Origin of the sequence: Megasphaera stantonii (assembly GCF_003367905.1) — a bacterium.
GTDB lineage: Bacteria > Bacillota > Negativicutes > Veillonellales > Megasphaeraceae > Megasphaera > Megasphaera stantonii.
This window is the reverse complement of sequence record NZ_CP029462.1, coordinates 733,514-749,682: the sequence shown is the minus strand read 5'-3', so window position 1 is coordinate 749,682 and position 16,169 is coordinate 733,514. Positions and strand designations below refer to the sequence as shown.

The following is a 16,169-nucleotide window of genomic DNA, read 5'->3' as shown; positions in this document are numbered from 1 at the left end:
CTCTGTCATAGTTTATTGTATATCAAATCCGTTTGCGGCGACAAGGATAGTTTTGTAAAATCCTTTTGCGAGAATTTTACAAAATGTGCTGTAATTTACATATATTTTGCCGTTTATTTGCAGAATTTAGAAAAAAATGTCATAATATAAGTATATAAATGGAACTATCCGAAACTATTACGGCAGATATTGGTAAATGGAAAGGGGCAGACGCATGAAGTGGGAAGGAATTATTTTCGATTGGGCCGGTACGACTGTCGATTTCGGGTCGATGGCTCCGGTCGTCGTCTTTCGGGAAATTTTTGCCAAACGGGGCATTGCCGTGACAAATGAGGAAATCCGCCGGCCAATGGGCATGCTGAAGTGGAATCATATTCAGGCGATGCTGGACATGCCGCGGATCCGCGGCGAATGGCGGCGGCGGTTCCGTAGCGAGCCGCAGGACTGGGACGTCGATACGTTGTACGACGATTTTGAGCCGATGCTGCTTGCTCTATTGGCCCGGGGGACGGAGGTCAAACCGTATGTGGCTGACACGACAGCCGAGCTGCGACGCCGGGGCTATCAAATCGGCAGTACGACGGGTTATACGAATATTATGATGAAATCCGTCGTTAAGGCTGCTGCCGCGCAGGGCTATGAAGCGGATTTCTGGATTACGCCGGACAGCGTATCCGGTTTTGGCCGGCCCTACCCGTATATGATTTTCCGCAATATGGAGCATTTCAAGTGGCAGCAGACGAGCCGGGTGTTGAAAGTCGGCGACACGGTGACGGACATCCTGGAAGGAAAGCATGCCGGCGTCAAGACGGCGGGCATCATCGTCGGCAGTTCTGTCATGGGGCTGAGCCGGGAAGAGTACGACAGCCTGACGGAAGGCGAACGGCAGGCGGCCTGCGAGCAGGCGCGCGCCGTATACGAAGAGGCCGGAGCAGATTATGTGCTTCACGATATACGGGATATATTAAGAATAGCGGAATAAGGGAAAGGCAGCGGCTAAATGACGGACACGGCGTCGTTTAGCCGCGTTTTTTGTTTTTTTGCCCCTGCTGGGACTTGAAAGGCCGAGGTGCCTATTGTTACAATGTATATAAGAAGGTATAATGAGAAGCGTTGCTTTTAGATTAGGAGGAAACTATATGCATATTGCGCAATACACGAAAGCGCAGACCTTGGCTGAGGCTTGGGAGCTCCATCAGAAAAAGGGCTCCGTCGTCCTCGGAGGCTGCTGCTGGCTGCGCTTGTCGCCGCAGCGCATCATACGGCAGGCCGTCGATATATCGGCCCTGCCGCTGTATGATATAGAGGAAAGGGAAACAGAATTCCGCATCGGAGCTATGGTTTCGCTGCGGGACCTGGAGCTTTGCCCGTCTTTCGCCGCCTATACGCAGGGCGCTTCCAAGGAAGCGTTGCGCCATATCGTAGGCGTGCAGTTCCGCAACTTGGCTACCATTGGCGGCAGCCTGTGCGGCCGCTTCGGCTTTTCCGACGTGCTGACGCTGCTGCTGGCCTTAGACGCCAGCGTCGTCTTGTACAAAGGCGGCGAGATCAAGCTGGCCGATTTTGCCGAAGCCGGGCCGGGGAGCGATATCCTGACGCACGTCGTCGTGCCTAAGACAAACCGGCATACGGCCTATGCGTCGCTGCGGCTCAACGCGACAGATTTTCCCGTTCTTGCCTGCGCCGTTTCCTGTACGGCTGCCGAAGTACGCTGCGCCGTCGGCGCTCGTCCGGCCAGAGCGAAGGTTCTTTGTACAGCGAGGGACGAAGCGGAACGGGCCGGCGCAGAAGAAACGGCGCGGCAATGGGCCGACGCGCTGACCTACCAGTCCAATACGCGCGGCTCGGCAGAGTATCGCCGCGATATGGCCGAGGTCTTGTGCCGCCGGCTGTTGAAGCAGGTCTTGGAGGAGAGTAAATGATGAATATAACCTATTGGCTTAACGGAATAAAACAAAGCGATGAAATCGAAGCCGGCACAATGCTCCTCGATTTCCTGCGCTCCAAAGGCTGCTACAGCGTAAAATGCGGCTGCGAGACGACGAACTGTGGCCTGTGTACGGTGTGGATCGACGAAAAGCCCGTCTTGTCCTGCGCCGTCCTGGCTGCCCGTATCGACGGCAAGCAGGTGACGACGCTGGAAGGGCTGCAGGAGGAAGCGACGGAGTTCGCCATGTACATGGGACGCGAAGGCGCCGACCAGTGCGGCTTCTGCAATCCCGGCTTCGTCATGAACGTCCTGGCTATGGCCCGCGAGCTGGAAGCGCCGACGGAAGAGGAAATCAAGGAGTACCTGGCCGGCAATTTGTGCCGATGCACGGGATACGTCGGCCACATGCGGGCGATACGAGATTATTTGCAGGCTAAGGGAAAGGCGGTGCAGGAATGAAAGCAGTCAATCAGCCTATTATGAAGAAAGACGCCGTCAGCCTGGTTACGGGCCAGCCGGTGTATACGGAGGACATCGCGCCGAAGGACTGCCTGGTCGTCAAGGCCCTGCGCAGCCCCCATGCCCACGCCTGGGTCAAGTCGGTGCAGGCTGACGCGGCGAAAAAGGTGCCGGGAATCGCCTGCATCGTCACGGCCGACGACGTGCCTCATACGAGGTTTACCATTGCCGGCCAGACCTATCCCGAATTGAGCCCCTACGATAAGCTCATCCTGGATAAGCATATCCGCTATGTCGGGGATCCGGTGGCCCTCGTTGCCGGCGTGACCGAAGAGGCCGTCGACAAGGCGCTGCGGATTATCCGCGTCGAATACGACGTATTAGAGCCTCTTCTCGATTTTACGAAAGCGAAGGATAACCCCATCGTCGTCCATCCGGAAGAGGACTGGAATCCCGTCGTCGACGTCGGCGGCGACAACAAGCGCAACCTCGTGGCCCAGGCCGAAGAAAACTGGGGCGACGTCGAAGGGACGCTGGCTTCGTCGGACATCGTCATCGACCGGACGTACCACACCAAGCAGGTGCAGCAGTCTATGATGGAAACCTTCCGGGCCTATTCGTATAAGGATATGTACGGACGCCTGACGATCGTCAGCTCGACGCAGGTTCCCTTCCACGTGCGGCGCATCGTCGCGACGGCCCTGGAAATTCCTAAATCGCAGGTCCGGGTTATCAAGCCGCGCATCGGCGGCGGCTTCGGCGCGAAGCAGACCGCCGTCATGGAAGTGTATCCGGCTGTCATTACCCATATTACGGGCAAGCCGGCCATGATGATTTACACCCGCGAAGAATCGATGACCGTATCGTCGCCGCGCCATGAGGCGGCCGTTCACGTCAAGGTCGGCGCCTCTAAGGACGGGCGTATCCGCGTCATTTCCGTCGAATCCTTGTGGAATGCCGGCGCCTACGGAGACCATAGCCCGACGACGGTTACCCTTTCGGGGCACAAATCCATTCCGTTGTATAACCAATTTGAAGCCTTCCGCTTTGCCTATGAAGCGGTGTATACTAATACGATTGCCGCCGGAGCATACCGGGGCTACGGCGCGACGCAGGGCATCTTCGCCCTCGAATCGGCTGTCAACGAACTGGCGGCGGCCCTGCAGATGGACCCCGTCGAGCTGCGGCTGAAAAACATGGTCCGCCAGGGCGAAACGATGCCGGCTTACTTCGATGAAACGGCCCTGAGCTGTACGCTGGACCAGTGCCTGCTTCGCGTAAAGGATATGATCGGCTGGGATGAAAAATATCCGAGAAAGGTCCTGCCGAACGGCCATATCCGCAGCGTCGGCCTGTCGCTGGCCATGCAGGGCTCGAGCATTTCCAACGTCGACGTAGCCTCCGTTACGATCAAGGTCAACGACGACGGCTTCTATTCCCTTAATATCGGCGCGACGGATATGGGTACGGGGTGCGACACCATATTGGCCCAGATTGCCGCTGAGTGCCTGCAATGTCCCGTCGACAACATCGTGACGTACGGCGTCGACACGGATACGTCGCCGTACGACAGCGGTTCCTATGCCTCGTCTACGACGTACTTGACCGGCAAGGCTGTGGAAAAGACCTGCCAGACCTTGATTCAGCGCATGAAGGAACGGGCGGCCTTGGTACTGAAGCCGGCTGCCATAGAGGATTTGGACTTTACGGGCGAAGCGATTGTCGACGTCGTTTCGGGCAAGGCCATTACCATCAAGGATTTGGGCAACGGTGCCATGTGCGGCAATGAAATCGCCTTGGAAGCGACGGAATCCCATTACTCGCCGACGTCGCCGCCGCCGTATATGGCCGGGGCCGCTGAAATCGACTTAGACCCCGAGACGGGCCATATTGAGCTCGTCGACTTTGCCGCCGTCGTCGACTGCGGTACCGTCATCAATCCGGCCTTGGCCCGCGTGCAGGTCGAAGGCGGTCTGGTCCAGGGTATCGGCATGGCCCTCATGGAAGACGTGACGATTACTGAGACAGGACGCATTCAGCAGAATTCGTTCATGCAGTACCGCATTCCCAGCCGCATGGATTTAGGCAGCATCCGCGTAGAATTTGCGCCCAGCTACGAGCCTAACGGCCCCTTCGGTGCAAAATCTATCGGCGAAATCGTCATCAACACGCCGTCTCCGGCCATCGCCGACGCTGTATACAATGCCGTCGGCGTCCGCTTTACGGACCTTCCCATTACGGCGGAAAAAGTATATATGACTTTGAAGCATAAACAATAAAATCAATACGATCATAAAAAAAAGACACGACCCGTCGGCATAGAAGTGCTGACAGGTCGTGTTTTGTCGTATGTTTGTATATTATTTTGTTTGTCCTTCCGGCAGGATGCGGGCTAGGACGATGTGGTACCGTTCTCCGTACTGCTTCATCGCTTCGGAAATGTGCTTCCGTATGGCGCGGATGTGCTTCTTCGTGTATTCCTGCGGCGGGATATGGAGGTCGCAGATGATGTTGAGGCGGACCTTTCCCGACGTGATGCGGAGGTTGTCCGTATGGTACTGGGGGTATTCCTTTTGGATGAACGTATCCAGCAAGCGGCGCGTCTGCGTGATGACCTGCTGGTCCGTACACAAGGGGTCCATGTGGATGCTGAACTCGATTTGGAATTTTTCCTGGATTTCGTCTTCCAGTACGTCTAAAGCCGCGTGGACTTCGACTAAATCAGCCGTGTCGGGGATTTCAGCGTGAAGAGAGCCGAACATGCGCCCCGGGCCGTAGTCGTGGATCTTGATGTCGTGGACGCCTACGACGTAATCGCACTGCAGGGCCATCTGGACGATTTCCTTGACGAGCTGTTCATCGGGAGCCTGGCCGAGGAGAATGTTGACGACTTCTCTTACGATGCCGTATCCGGCGTAGATGATCATGAGGCCGATGAGGGTCCCGGCGGCGGCGTCGACGGGCAGGGTCGTAAATTGCTGGGCAATCGTCGCGACCAGGACGCCTGTCGTGGCGATGGCGTCGTTGATGCTGTCGGCTGCCGTGGCTTCGTTGACGCCGGAGTTGATTTTTTTGCCGATGTAGCGGTTATAGTAGTACATCCAGCCCTTTACGGCGATAGACAAGATGAGGACGCCGATGCTCCAGTAGGAAATTTCCATCGGCTCCGGCGCGAAGAACTTGGCAATCGACGTTTCGCACAGCTTGTAGCCGACGACGAGGATAATCATGCCGATCGTCAGGGACGCTAAATATTCAAACCGGCCGTGGCCGAAGGGGTGATCCTTATCGGGCGGGCGGTTGCTCAGCTTGGCGCTGATAATGGAAATGGCCGACGACCCCATGTCCGTCAGGTTGTTGAAGGCATCGGATAAGATGGCGATACTGTTGGACATCATGCCGACGGCAAATTTGCTGGCAAATAAAAAGAGGTTGCAGATGATGCCCAAGAGGCCGCCGAGAATGCTGTACTTTTCCCGGACCTTTTTATCTGCCGTATTTTCATAATCTTTTATGCAGAGGCGTATGATTGACTCTATCATATGAGGTCACCTTTCTTCAAACGTTTACGTACTATTGTAACAAATTCTGCAAAAGAAACAAGAGGAAACGAGAAAGAATTTGAGAATGAACGGCATAGCTTCCAGGTATAAACGGCGAGGACTTGAAATGGTAAAATTGTTTTCATATAATAGTATACATCGCATAAAAGAAAGGGGAATGCCTATGCATATACCGAAAGTATTTATCTTCGACATGGATGGAACGATGTTTGACACCGAGCAGATTTCTTATATATGCTGGCGGGACGTTTGCAGGGAATACGGATATGAGCTGCCGGAAGACGTGTTCCGCAGCGTCATCGGCATGGACAACCGGCGCATCGCCGCCGTGTTCGGACGATACTTCGGGCCGGAGTTTCCGTACGATCCGATTCGCGAGAAAAAAGTAGCCGATCAGCTGCAGTATTACCGGGAGCACATCATTCCGGTTAAACCGGGATTGCAGGATATACTGGCCTATGCAAAAGGGCGAGGCAGCCGCTGCGCCGTCGCGTCGTCTTCGCCGGAATCGCAGATTCGCTTTTTGCTGGAAAAGGCCGGCGTCGCTTCGTATTTTTCCGTCGTCCAGAGCGGCGAAGACGTAGCTCATGGCAAGCCGGCTCCGGATATCTTTTGGGAAGCCTGCCGCCGGTCCGGCGCGAAGCCGGAGCAGGCTCTCGTGCTGGAGGACTCGAGAAACGGCTTGCTGGCCGCCCATGAGGCTCATATTCCGTCGGTCTTTATTCCCGACATCGCTCCCGTTTCCGACGACGTTGCGGCGCTGGCTTGGAAGCGCTGCCGGACGCTGGCCGACGTGCCGGCCTTGCTGGAAGCGGAAGAAAAGGCGGTGGAGAGAGCATGATGCAGCGAAAGAAAATGATGGCCTTCCTGACGGTCTTTTTAGGCATGCTGGCGGCTATCGCGCCGTTATCGACGGATATGTATCTGCCGGCCCTTCCGTTCATGATGGAAGATTTTTCCGTTACGCCATCTATGATTCAGCTGACGCTGACGGCGTCGATGGCCGGCATGGCGGCCGGGCAGATTATCGCCGGACCGGCCAGCGACGATATGGGGCGGCGCAAGCCTCTCGTCATCGGCATGGCCGTATTTACGCTGTCTACGATAGGTTGTATTTTTTCTTCGTCTATTTATCTCTTTTTAGCCTTTCGCTTTGTACAGGGCTTTTCCGGCGGGGCCGGCATCGTCATTGCCAGGGCGATTGCCCGCGACGTATGCAAGGGGCCGGCCCTGACGCGGTTTTTCTCCATGCTCATGCTGGTCAACGGGCTGGCGCCTATTTTAGCGCCGGTCATCGGCGGGCAGATCCTGCGGTTTGCGGCTTGGCAGGGCGTGTTTGTCCTGCTGGCCTTCATTGGGGCCGCTTTAACGGCCGGCGCGTTTGCCATGGGAGAAACCCTGCCGGCGCGGCGGCGGGCTGCCGGCGGCGTCCTGTCCAGTTTGAAAGGCTTTGGCGGATTGTTTCGCCAGTCTTATTTTATGGGCCACTGCCTGATGCAGTGTTTTGCCTTTGCCGCCTTTTTCGCCTATATATCGGGGTCGTCCTTCGTGTTTCAAAATGTATATCACGTGTCGCCGCAGGGATTCAGCCTCATCTTCGGCACGAACGGCATCGGCCTCATGCTGAGCGGCGCGCTGACGGGACGTTTGGCCGGCACGGTAGCCGACTGGAAAACGCTGCGGGCGTCGCTGTGGATTGCCGTCGTCGGCAGCGCCGTATTGCTGGCTTCTTTCTTCGCCCAGGCGCCGCTGCCCGTAGTTGTCGTCGTCCTCTTTATCACCGTGTCGACCCTGTCGGCTTTGGGGACGAGCAGCTTTTCCCTGGCCATGCAGTCCCAGGGCCGCAACGCCGGCAGCGCGTCGGCCCTCATCGGCTTCTTCTCCATGATATCGGGAGCCGTCATGGCCCCGGTCGTCGGCATTGCCGGCAGTTATACGGCCATTCCCATGGGCGTTGTCATGGTCGTGGGAGAACTGGGGGCGTTGCTGTCGTTTTACGGGCTGATTTATCCGGCTCATAAGAATGAATGGTAAAGCGGTACAAGAAATAACTAATAGAACCGCAATGCAGCAAAAGCTGCCGTCTGAAGAAAACATGGATTTTCTTCAGACGGCAGCTTTTTATGATGATGCAGTGAAATTGTATTAGATATTCCGCGAGGCGAGGATTTCCAGCGGCTCGTCAGGCCGCGTGAAGGGAATATCCGGCGCCTGGGTCAGGTAGTCCAAGGCGTAGCCTACGCAGGCTGTGGTTCCATAGATCAAGCCGTCTTCGTCGAGGTCGAATTCCGGCGTGTGGTGGTTGGCGCCGCAGCCTTTGTCGGCGTTGGCAATGCCCGTAAAGGTCAGGACGCCGGGGTAGAGGCGGGCTGTGATGGCGAAGGTTTCCGAGGCCATCCAGGGCGTGCAGTCAGTCAGGGCATCAGGGCCGATATAGGAAGCGACGGCTTGTTCGGCGAGTTTTGCGCAGACCGGGTTGTTCTGTACCTCAAATAAGGGCTTGGGCATGTGCAGGATATCGTAGGTGCAGCCGTAGGTGCGGCAAGCGTTGTCAAGGATGCGCAGGAATTCTTCGTAAAACCGTTTGCCGGCCTGGTCGTAACTGAAGAAGCGGCACGTGCCGGCAAATGTCAGGTCGTTGGGGATGACGTTGAGGGCGCTGCCGCTGTGGAGCGAACCGATGGATACGGTGAGCCCGCTCAGGGGCGGCACGACGCGCATGCGCAGGGCCTGCAGGTCGCTGTAAAAAGCGTGGAAGCAGTCGATAGGGCTTTGGGCCAAATCAGGACGGGAGCCGTGGCCGCCGTGGCCATTGATCCTGATTTCGAAGCCGAAGCCGCCGGCCATGGGCGCTTCGCGGCAGACGGCGATTTTTCCCGTCGGAATGTCCCAGCGCACGTGGGTAGCATAGCAGGCGTCGATGTGCCAGCCGCTTTTTTCTTCTATATAGTGAAGGAGATAGGCCAAGGGGCCCGATTCTTCTTCACCTTGCTCGAACATGAGGATGATTTTGCCGTTCCAGCGGTCCTTCCACTGGTTCAGCAGTTTGGCGGCGACGAGCTGCATGGCGATGTGACCGTCGTGGCCGCAGGCGTGCATGACGCCGGGGGTATGGGACCGGCAGCTGCGCTGCTGAGACAGGTTGCAGTCGCTTTCCTCGATAGGCAGGGCGTCGATATCGGCGCGCAGGAGCAGGGTCTTCCCCGGATTTTGGCCGTCTATCCAGCCGAGGATGCCGCCGTGCTCTATATGGCGGCTGGCGATGCCGTATTCGGCAAGCTTTTCCTGAATATAGGCCATCGTCTGCGTTTCCTGACGGGACAGCTCGGGATGTTCGTGGCAGCGGCGGCGGATGGCTGTCAATTCAGCCGCTTCTTGCTGTACTGCTTGTAATATACGATGCATGGTCAACACTCCTTTGGGTTATTCTTCAATGCCGGCACGGGCTGCAATTCCCCTGTCGTAGGGATGCCTGCGCTTGCAGATTTCCGATACGTAGTCGGCCAGGGCGAGCAGGCGCTCTGACGGGTCGCGGCCGGTCAGGACGACTTCCAGCGTATCGGGCCGGGTACGGAGGAAGGAAAGCAGTTCGTCTTCCGGGAGTAGTCCCAGACGGCACGCCGGCAGGGCTTCATCCAGTACGAGCATGTCCGGCGTTTCCCGGCGGCAGTGCTCGACGATTTCATGGAACAGGGCTCGCTGCTGCCGTTTCGTCTCTTCTAGCTCGTCCGGCGTCATCTGAAAGGTGAATTTGGAAGGGCCTTCGCCCCGCATCACCGTGACGGCGTCCAGCTGCTGCAGGACGGCCAGCTCGCCTGTTTCTCTGGTTTTGAGAAACTGAGCGAATACGACGCGGCCTCCCCGCCCGACGCAGCGGATAGTCAGGCCGACGGCGGCCGTCGTCTTCCCCTTGCCGTCGCCGCAATATATATGAATCAATCCGGTGTCCATAACAGGTCTCCTCATAGGATAGTCAAGAATAAAATTTTATAGTTTCCAGTATAGCATATTACGCTATTTTCTCATAGAAAAAAGCATAGCTGAAATTTGCAGGTAATTTTGACAAATAGGGAAAAGAATTCTATAATGTCTTAATTACATTTTTACAAGAGGAGGCTTTATGGACGAAAACGAACTGCACGTTCTCTTGATGCTGGGCTTTTATCGCTCCAATAGGGAAATCGTGAAGCAAACGACGAACAGCGGGCTGATGCCGGGACAGCCTAAGATTTTGGAATTTTTAAGCTCCAACGACGGCTGCAACCAAAAGGAAATCAGCCGGGGCTGCGTATTGGATAAGTCGACGGTGACGAGCCTGCTGAAGCGCATGGAAAAGATCGGACTCATCCGCAAGGAGTTTCATCAGGACGATTTGCGGTGCGCCCGCATTTATTTGACGGACGCGGGAAAGGAAAAGGCCGCCTGGGTGCGGTCGGTCATGCGGGATATCGACGGGCAGGGCTGGCAGGGCATATCCGACGAGGAACGCCGCTGCTTTATGGACGTGTTCCACAAGATTATCCGCAATCAGAAAAAATGGGATGAACGGTATTGAGGACTGCCTGCGCCGGATTCCGTTCTAAGCTACTCATCAAGGTGTAATCGTGGTATAATACATAAATTAACAGGACTAATGGAAAGGGGGGGCGTTGGCTGTGGAACCTGTCGTACGCAGCGTGTTGGAAGCGTTGAACGAAGCCGGGTATGAAGCGTATATCGTCGGCGGCGCCGTTCGGGATTTGCTCATGAAGCGAACGCCTCATGACTACGACGTGACGACGTCGGCCCGGCCTGAGGAAATACGGGCCGTTGCAGCGGCCCGGGGCTGGCGTACGGCGGAGATACAAAGCGAGCGCTTCGGCATCGTCGTCCTCGTCGTCGACGACATGACGATCGAAACGGCAACCTTTCGCGGTGAGGCCTACGGCGACGACGCCCATCGTCCCGAGCAGGTCTGGTATGCCTCGACGCTGCGCGAGGACGTGCTGCGCCGCGACTTTACCGTCAACGCCCTGGCTATGGATAAGGACGGCCAGATTTACGACTATACGGGCGGGCAGAAGGACATCCGCAAGAAACGGTTGGTTACGGTCGGCGACGCGCGGCGGCGGTTTCAGGAAGACGCGCTGCGCCTGTTCCGGGCATGCCGGTTTACGGGGCAGCTTGATTTCCTGCCCGATAAAGAACTGATACAAGCGATGCCTGAGGCATTTCATCGCGTCGCTGGCCTGTCCGTCGAACGGGTCGTCGGTGAAATCGACCGCCTCATGACGACGCCGGCGGCTTATAAAGGACTGGATGTGTTGGTGCGGACCGGCCTCGGCGCCTGCAGCTGCCGGCGCAGGGAAAACGGCGTGTATCAGGACGTGCCCATCTTGCCGGAGTGCAGCCATTTGCCGTCGACGCCCCAGTCGCGTCCCTTTCACTTGTTCGACGCCTGGTTTCATACCTTAGCCGTCGTGGCCCACACGCCGCCGGATTTGACGATTCGCTACGGAGCCTTTTTCCACGACGTCGCCAAGGGCATGCCGGGAATCCGGGGCGTTCACAAAGGCCGCTATACGGACTACGGCCACGACGCCAAGGGCGCCGAAGTGGCCGAGGCCGTTTTGCTGCGGTGGCGCAAGCCGCCGGATTTTGCCAAGAGGGTAGCCTGGCTGGTAAAGACGCATATGAAATTTCATTATTTTGCCAATACAGGGCAGGGTGACGTAGATAAGTGGCTGCGGCGCGAAGCGCTGGAAGGGCCTTTTCGCCGGACAGATGAGCTGGTGGAAGCCGTTCGGCAGGCGACGGCCGTAGCTTGCGGAGACGTCCTTGGCTGCGGCCATCGGGACGCAGATACGAGCGGCACCGAATCGTTCGGCGAATACATGGCCTTGTTAGCCAGCCAGATGCCGGTCGGCACGAAGGATCTGCGCTACGACCGGCGCATACCGGACGCCTGCGGCCGCCGGACGGGAGAATGCCTGCGCGTCCTGCTCAAGCGCGTGCAGAATAAGGAATTGCAGAACGACGCCGACGTACTGGCTGAGGCGGCGGAGAAGTGGCTCAAGCGCCATACTGGAGATAGTACATGACGGAAGATAAGGATATAAAGCAATACAAAAAGATTCGAAAACGTATAGGAACGTGCGTATTGGTGCTGTTTGTATTCTGCGCTTTTATCAGCATGCGTCTCGTATATCTGCAGGTCGTCCAGCGGGGAGAGCTCACGAAGATGGCCGACAGCCAGGCCGAAACGGACCGAAAGCTCCAGTCGCCGCGGGGCACGATTTTTGACCGCAACGGCAAGGTATTGGCCATCAGCGAAATGGCGAAATCCTTATACGCTGACCCGACGATGCTCAATAAGCCGCCTGCCGATATCGCCCGCATGCTGGCGCCGTATTTGCGCATGCCGGAAGCGGATATCCAAAAGGCCTTGGAAGAGGATACGGCCTTCGTGTGGCTGGAGCGGACCATGGATCACGAAAAATACGAAGGCGCGGCCCAGGTCATCAAAGAGCAGAAACTGGAAGGGCTGCGGTTTATCGACGAAAACCACCGCTTTTATCCCAATAACGGCTTAGCCGCGCAGGTCATCGGGTTCGTCGGGGAAAACGACGAAGGCCTGGACGGCATCGAAATGATTTTGGACGAAGAAATACGGGGCAACGTGCAGACCTTCCGGCTCATGACCGATAAGAATAACATTCCTATTTTTGATTCGGCCCTGGAAAAGATACTGCCCGACAAGGAACGATCCGTCCGGCTGACGCTGGACAGTACGATTCAATTCCTGGCGGAAAAAAGTCTGGACGGCATCATGGAGCGGAGCCGTCCCGAAGGCGCGGCAGTCATCGTCATGGACCCCAAGACAGGCGAAATCCTGGCTATGGCCAGCCGGCCCGGGTATAATTTGAACGAATTCGGCAAGGGAAGCGCCGAACAGTATCGCAACCGGGCCGTCGTCAACTTGTACGAACCGGGGTCGACGTTCAAGCCGATTATGGCCGCTGCGGCTATCGATTCGGGAAAATGGGACGTAAACCGCGTATACCACGACGTCGGGTATATTCAGGTTGCCGACCGGACGATTCAGAACTGGGACGAAGAAGGCTTAGGCGACGTTACGGTAAAGGATATACTGAAATTTTCCATCAATACAGGTATGGTTAAAATGGGGCTGACCACAGGCGGACAGACGATGATCGACTACGCCAAGCGCTTCGGCTTCGGCAAGGCGACGGGCATCGAGCTGGCCGGCGAAGGGGCGGGCATCCTGTTTGATGCCGACGATATGAGCGAAGTCGACGAAGCGACTATGGCTATCGGCCAGAGTATCGCCGTCACGCCGCTGCAGATGGTGCAGGCTTTCGGAGCCATCGCCAACGGCGGCCATATGATGAAGCCTTTTATTATCAAGGAAATCGACAATCCCGACGGCAGCGTATACCAAAAGACAGAGCCCCAGGAAGTCGGGCGGCCTATTAAGGAAGAAACGGCTTCATTAATCAGCAAGATATTGGCGGAGGAAATTTCTTCCGGCGGCGGCCAGACGGCGAAGATCGATGGATACGAATTCTGCGGCAAGACCGGCACGGCCCAGAGGCTGGACCCGGTGCATGGCGGGTACGCCGAAGGGCAGTATATCGGTTCCTTCATCGGGTTCGGCCCGCTGGAAGATCCTCAGTACGTCGTCCTCATCGTCGTAGATAATCCGAACGGCGCCTATTACGGGGCGGAAGTGGCAGCTCCCGTATTTAAGGAGATGATGACGGACATCGTCCGCATCAAGGGCATCCGCCCGTCCCAGCCTGTAGCATGGATGATAGAAGCGGGCAAGAAGCCGCGCGAGCCGAAGAAGACGCGGGACATACCGCCGATTCATCGGACTGATGAAGGCGTCCTGCTTCCGTCTTTTATAGGCTGGGACAGCCGCGAAGTCAACGACTGGCTGAACGAGGCCGGCCTTGGCTTCGTACCGAACGGCACGGGACATGCCGTATATCAGGTTCCGCAGGGAGGAAGCTACGTTCCCCCGGGGAACAATGTCACAGTAACATTTATGCGTTAAAGGAGGAGTGGATGTGAAGCTGTTGGACGGAAGGGAAGTGGCTGCGTTTCACCGCAGCCGTATAGAGCGCCGTATCGCTGAGCTGCAGAAGGGGCACATCCAGCCGAAACTGGTTATCTTTTTAGTAGGCGGCGACAAGCCGTCGGCTATGTATGCCGCGTCTATGCAGAAGACGGCGCGTTCCGTCGGATTACAGGCAGATGTGTATCAATATGAGGCGGCGGTGCAGGAGGCGGAGCTGATTGCCCGTATAGAACAGTGCAACGCTGACAGTTCCGTGTTCGGTATCTTGCTTATGATGCCCCTGCCGCCGCATCTCGACGCCCAGAGCGTCGTCAACGCGATCCGTCCGGACAAAGACGCAGACGGTCTTACGGACTGCAATGTGGCGCGTTTATTTACCGGGCGGCCGGCTTTTGTGCCTTGTACGCCCCAGGCCGTCATGGCGATTCTGGATTATTACGGCGTCGAGCTGGCCGGCAAGGAAGTCGTCGTCATCGGCCGGAGCGCTGTCGTCGGCAAGCCTCTGGCGCAGCTGTGCCTGGCCCGCAATGCTACGGTTACCCAGTGCCATACGGGCACGGCGGATTTAAAGGCCGTGACGAGACGGGGCGACGTCGTTATTGCCGCCGTTGGCAAGGCCGGTCTGGTTACGGCCGATATGATTAAGCCGGGAGCCGTCGTCATCGACGTCGGCATCAACCGCGTAGACGGCAAAACCGTAGGCGACGTCGCTTTCGACGAGGTTGCAGGCGTAGCCGGAGCGGTGACTCCCGTACCCGGCGGCGTCGGGGCGGTGACGACCATGATGGTATTGGCAAACGTCATCGGCGGAACAACGCACAGCATGTAAGATTTGAATTGAGGTGGAAGAAATGCATATTTTGGATACGTTTTTAATTCATTATTTACATCGGTTTGACAAGTACTGCTTTACAGTAGAACTGCATGATAAAAAGTATACCATTGGCAGCGGTCAGCCCTTATTTAACGTCGTCATTCATAAAGATATTCCCAAGCGCGAGCTGCTGTCCTCTACGTCCCTGGCCTTGGGCGAAGCGTATATGCGCAAGGATTTGGAAATCGAAGGCGATTTGTTCACGGCACTGCAGTGCATTTTGAGCCAGACCAGCCAGTTTTCCCTGGACAAGAGTGCGCTGAAGCGGATTTTATATACGCCGGAATCTAAGTCCTATCAGAAGCAGCAGGTTTCGTCTCACTACGATTTGGGCAACGATTTTTATCAATTATGGCTTGACCCGTCTATGAGCTATTCCTGCGCTTATTTCAAGCAGAAAGACGATACGCTCGAACAGGCCCAGCACAATAAGGTCCACTATATTTTGGAAAAGCTGCATCTGCAGCCGGGCATGAGCCTCCTCGACATCGGCTGCGGCTGGGGCTACCTGCTCATCGAAGCGGCGCAGAAATACGGCGTAAAGGGCTATGGCTGCACGCTGAGCCACGAACAGTGGAAAAAGGGGCAGGAACGCATCGAAGCCCTGGGACTGCAGGGACAGGTGCAAATCGACCTGATCGACTACCGCGACCTGATTAAAGAAGGCCGGACTTATGACCGTATCGTCAGCGTCGGCATGCTGGAACACGTGGGCCGTTCCAACTATTCTGTCTACATGGAAACGGCAGATCACCTGCTGAAGGACGGCGGCTTGTTCCTTCTCCATTACATCAGCGGCCTCGACGAAAGCGTCGGCAATCCCTGGATGCGCAAGTACATCTTCCCCGGCGGTACCTTGCCGTCGCTGCGTGAAATCATCAACGTCGCCTACAACTGCGATTTCCGGGTCATCGACGTCGAAAGCCTGCGCCGTCACTATTACAAGACCCTCATGTGCTGGTACGATAATTTCCAGAAGGTCCATGATCAGATTGCAGCCGAACGGGGCGAAGAATTTGTCCGCATGTGGGATTTGTATCTCTGCGGCTGCGCCGCAGCATTTTACATCGGCAACATCGACCTGCATCAAGTGCTCATGACCAAGGGCGTCAACAACGAATTGCCCATGACTCGCTGGTATTAATTTCATAAGCATAAAAAATGCGCTTTTCTTTATGTGAAGGAAAGCGCATTTTTTATGCTTATGCATGTATAAAACGCAAATGTCCTATGCTTGACTTTTATAATAAATGAGATTAT

At 56.3% G+C, this 16,169-nt stretch carries 14 protein-coding genes; 11 read left to right on the top strand and 3 right to left on the bottom strand.

From position 1 onward, the window contains the following. Positions 1-214: 214 nt before the first annotated feature. The 4 genes from phnX to DKB62_RS03560 all read left to right on the top strand — a co-directional run bounded on the left by phnX (position 215) and on the right by DKB62_RS03560 (position 4,668). Positions 215-982 (top strand): phosphonoacetaldehyde hydrolase, encoded by a 768-nt coding sequence (phnX, locus tag DKB62_RS03575; RefSeq protein WP_107196715.1) that lies wholly within the window; start codon positions 215-217, stop codon positions 980-982. A gap of 157 nt (positions 983-1,139) precedes the next feature. After that, positions 1,140-1,922, top strand: a complete 783-nt coding sequence (locus DKB62_RS03570) for an FAD binding domain-containing protein (protein WP_107196714.1) — start codon at positions 1,140-1,142, stop codon at positions 1,920-1,922. Continuing rightward, a complete protein-coding gene (locus tag DKB62_RS03565; protein WP_462355501.1) occupies positions 1,919-2,389 on the top strand; it encodes a (2Fe-2S)-binding protein in 471 nt (156 codons plus the stop codon). Before DKB62_RS03570 ends, DKB62_RS03565 begins: the two co-directional genes overlap by 4 nt. Continuing rightward, on the top strand, positions 2,386-4,668 hold the full coding sequence (locus tag DKB62_RS03560) for a xanthine dehydrogenase family protein molybdopterin-binding subunit (protein ID WP_107196713.1): 2,283 nt from the start codon (positions 2,386-2,388) through the stop codon (positions 4,666-4,668). Before DKB62_RS03565 ends, DKB62_RS03560 begins: the two co-directional genes overlap by 4 nt. A gap of 81 nt (positions 4,669-4,749) precedes the next feature. On the opposite strand, the gene DKB62_RS03555 is transcribed toward DKB62_RS03560, so the two are convergent. Next, positions 4,750-5,931, bottom strand: a complete 1,182-nt coding sequence (locus tag DKB62_RS03555; protein ID WP_107196712.1) for a cation diffusion facilitator family transporter — start codon at positions 5,929-5,931, stop codon at positions 4,750-4,752. A gap of 184 nt (positions 5,932-6,115) precedes the next feature. Here DKB62_RS03555 and DKB62_RS03550 point away from each other — a divergent pair, with 184 nt between their 5' ends. Both DKB62_RS03550 and DKB62_RS03545 read left to right on the top strand, forming a co-directional pair. After that, complete coding sequence (locus DKB62_RS03550; protein WP_107196711.1) at positions 6,116-6,793, top strand: HAD family hydrolase; 678 nt, start codon at positions 6,116-6,118, stop codon at positions 6,791-6,793. Continuing rightward, entirely contained in the window at positions 6,790-7,986 is a 1,197-nt protein-coding gene (locus DKB62_RS03545) for a multidrug effflux MFS transporter (protein WP_107196710.1), read from the top strand. The genes DKB62_RS03550 and DKB62_RS03545 overlap by 4 nt, the downstream gene beginning before the upstream one ends. Before the next feature lie 111 nt (positions 7,987-8,097). On the opposite strand, the gene DKB62_RS03540 is transcribed toward DKB62_RS03545, so the two are convergent. Both DKB62_RS03540 and DKB62_RS03535 read right to left on the bottom strand, forming a co-directional pair. After that, complete coding sequence (locus DKB62_RS03540) at positions 8,098-9,357, bottom strand: M20 metallopeptidase family protein (protein ID WP_107196709.1); 1,260 nt, start codon at positions 9,355-9,357, stop codon at positions 8,098-8,100. An 18-nt stretch (positions 9,358-9,375) separates the two neighbouring features. Next, on the bottom strand, positions 9,376-9,903 hold the full coding sequence (locus DKB62_RS03535; protein WP_087478337.1) for a cob(I)yrinic acid a,c-diamide adenosyltransferase: 528 nt from the start codon (positions 9,901-9,903) through the stop codon (positions 9,376-9,378). A gap of 169 nt (positions 9,904-10,072) precedes the next feature. Between DKB62_RS03535 and DKB62_RS03530 the strand changes: the two genes are divergently transcribed. The 5 genes from DKB62_RS03530 to DKB62_RS03510 all read left to right on the top strand — a co-directional run bounded on the left by DKB62_RS03530 (position 10,073) and on the right by DKB62_RS03510 (position 16,053). Next, positions 10,073-10,507 carry a MarR family winged helix-turn-helix transcriptional regulator gene (locus DKB62_RS03530; RefSeq protein WP_107196708.1) on the top strand — a complete coding sequence of 145 codons (435 nt, stop codon included), beginning with the start codon at positions 10,073-10,075 and terminating at the stop codon, positions 10,505-10,507. Between the two features lie 100 nt (positions 10,508-10,607). Further along, a complete protein-coding gene (locus tag DKB62_RS03525; protein ID WP_107196707.1) occupies positions 10,608-12,032 on the top strand; it encodes a CCA tRNA nucleotidyltransferase in 1,425 nt (474 codons plus the stop codon). After that, the gene (locus tag DKB62_RS03520) at positions 12,029-14,011 is read left to right on the top strand and encodes a penicillin-binding transpeptidase domain-containing protein (protein ID WP_107196706.1); all 1,983 of its coding nucleotides are present in this window, start codon (positions 12,029-12,031) and stop codon (positions 14,009-14,011) included. Before DKB62_RS03525 ends, DKB62_RS03520 begins: the two co-directional genes overlap by 4 nt. Positions 14,012-14,024: 13 nt before the next feature. Further along, a complete protein-coding gene (locus DKB62_RS03515; protein WP_107196705.1) occupies positions 14,025-14,864 on the top strand; it encodes a bifunctional 5,10-methylenetetrahydrofolate dehydrogenase/5,10-methenyltetrahydrofolate cyclohydrolase in 840 nt (279 codons plus the stop codon). Positions 14,865-14,886: 22 nt separating this feature from the next. After that, positions 14,887-16,053, top strand: a complete 1,167-nt coding sequence (locus DKB62_RS03510) for a class I SAM-dependent methyltransferase (RefSeq protein ID WP_107196704.1) — start codon at positions 14,887-14,889, stop codon at positions 16,051-16,053. Positions 16,054-16,169 lie beyond the last annotated feature (116 nt).

Coding starts and splice junctions, on each gene's coding strand:
- phnX (WP_107196715.1), top strand. CDS start 215: ATGAAGTGGGAAGGAATTATTTTCGATTGGGCCGGTACGACTGTCGAT.
- DKB62_RS03530 (WP_107196708.1), top strand. CDS start 10,073: ATGGACGAAAACGAACTGCACGTTCTCTTGATGCTGGGCTTTTATCGC.
- DKB62_RS03540 (WP_107196709.1), bottom strand. CDS start 9,357: ATGCATCGTATATTACAAGCAGTACAGCAAGAAGCGGCTGAATTGACA.
- DKB62_RS03510 (WP_107196704.1), top strand. CDS start 14,887: ATGCATATTTTGGATACGTTTTTAATTCATTATTTACATCGGTTTGAC.
- DKB62_RS03555 (WP_107196712.1), bottom strand. CDS start 5,931: ATGATAGAGTCAATCATACGCCTCTGCATAAAAGATTATGAAAATACG.
- DKB62_RS03550 (WP_107196711.1), top strand. CDS start 6,116: ATGCATATACCGAAAGTATTTATCTTCGACATGGATGGAACGATGTTT.
- DKB62_RS03570 (WP_107196714.1), top strand. CDS start 1,140: ATGCATATTGCGCAATACACGAAAGCGCAGACCTTGGCTGAGGCTTGG.
- DKB62_RS03560 (WP_107196713.1), top strand. CDS start 2,386: ATGAAAGCAGTCAATCAGCCTATTATGAAGAAAGACGCCGTCAGCCTG.
- DKB62_RS03520 (WP_107196706.1), top strand. CDS start 12,029: ATGACGGAAGATAAGGATATAAAGCAATACAAAAAGATTCGAAAACGT.
- DKB62_RS03565 (WP_462355501.1), top strand. CDS start 1,919: ATGATGAATATAACCTATTGGCTTAACGGAATAAAACAAAGCGATGAA.
- DKB62_RS03535 (WP_087478337.1), bottom strand. CDS start 9,903: ATGGACACCGGATTGATTCATATATATTGCGGCGACGGCAAGGGGAAG.
- DKB62_RS03545 (WP_107196710.1), top strand. CDS start 6,790: ATGATGCAGCGAAAGAAAATGATGGCCTTCCTGACGGTCTTTTTAGGC.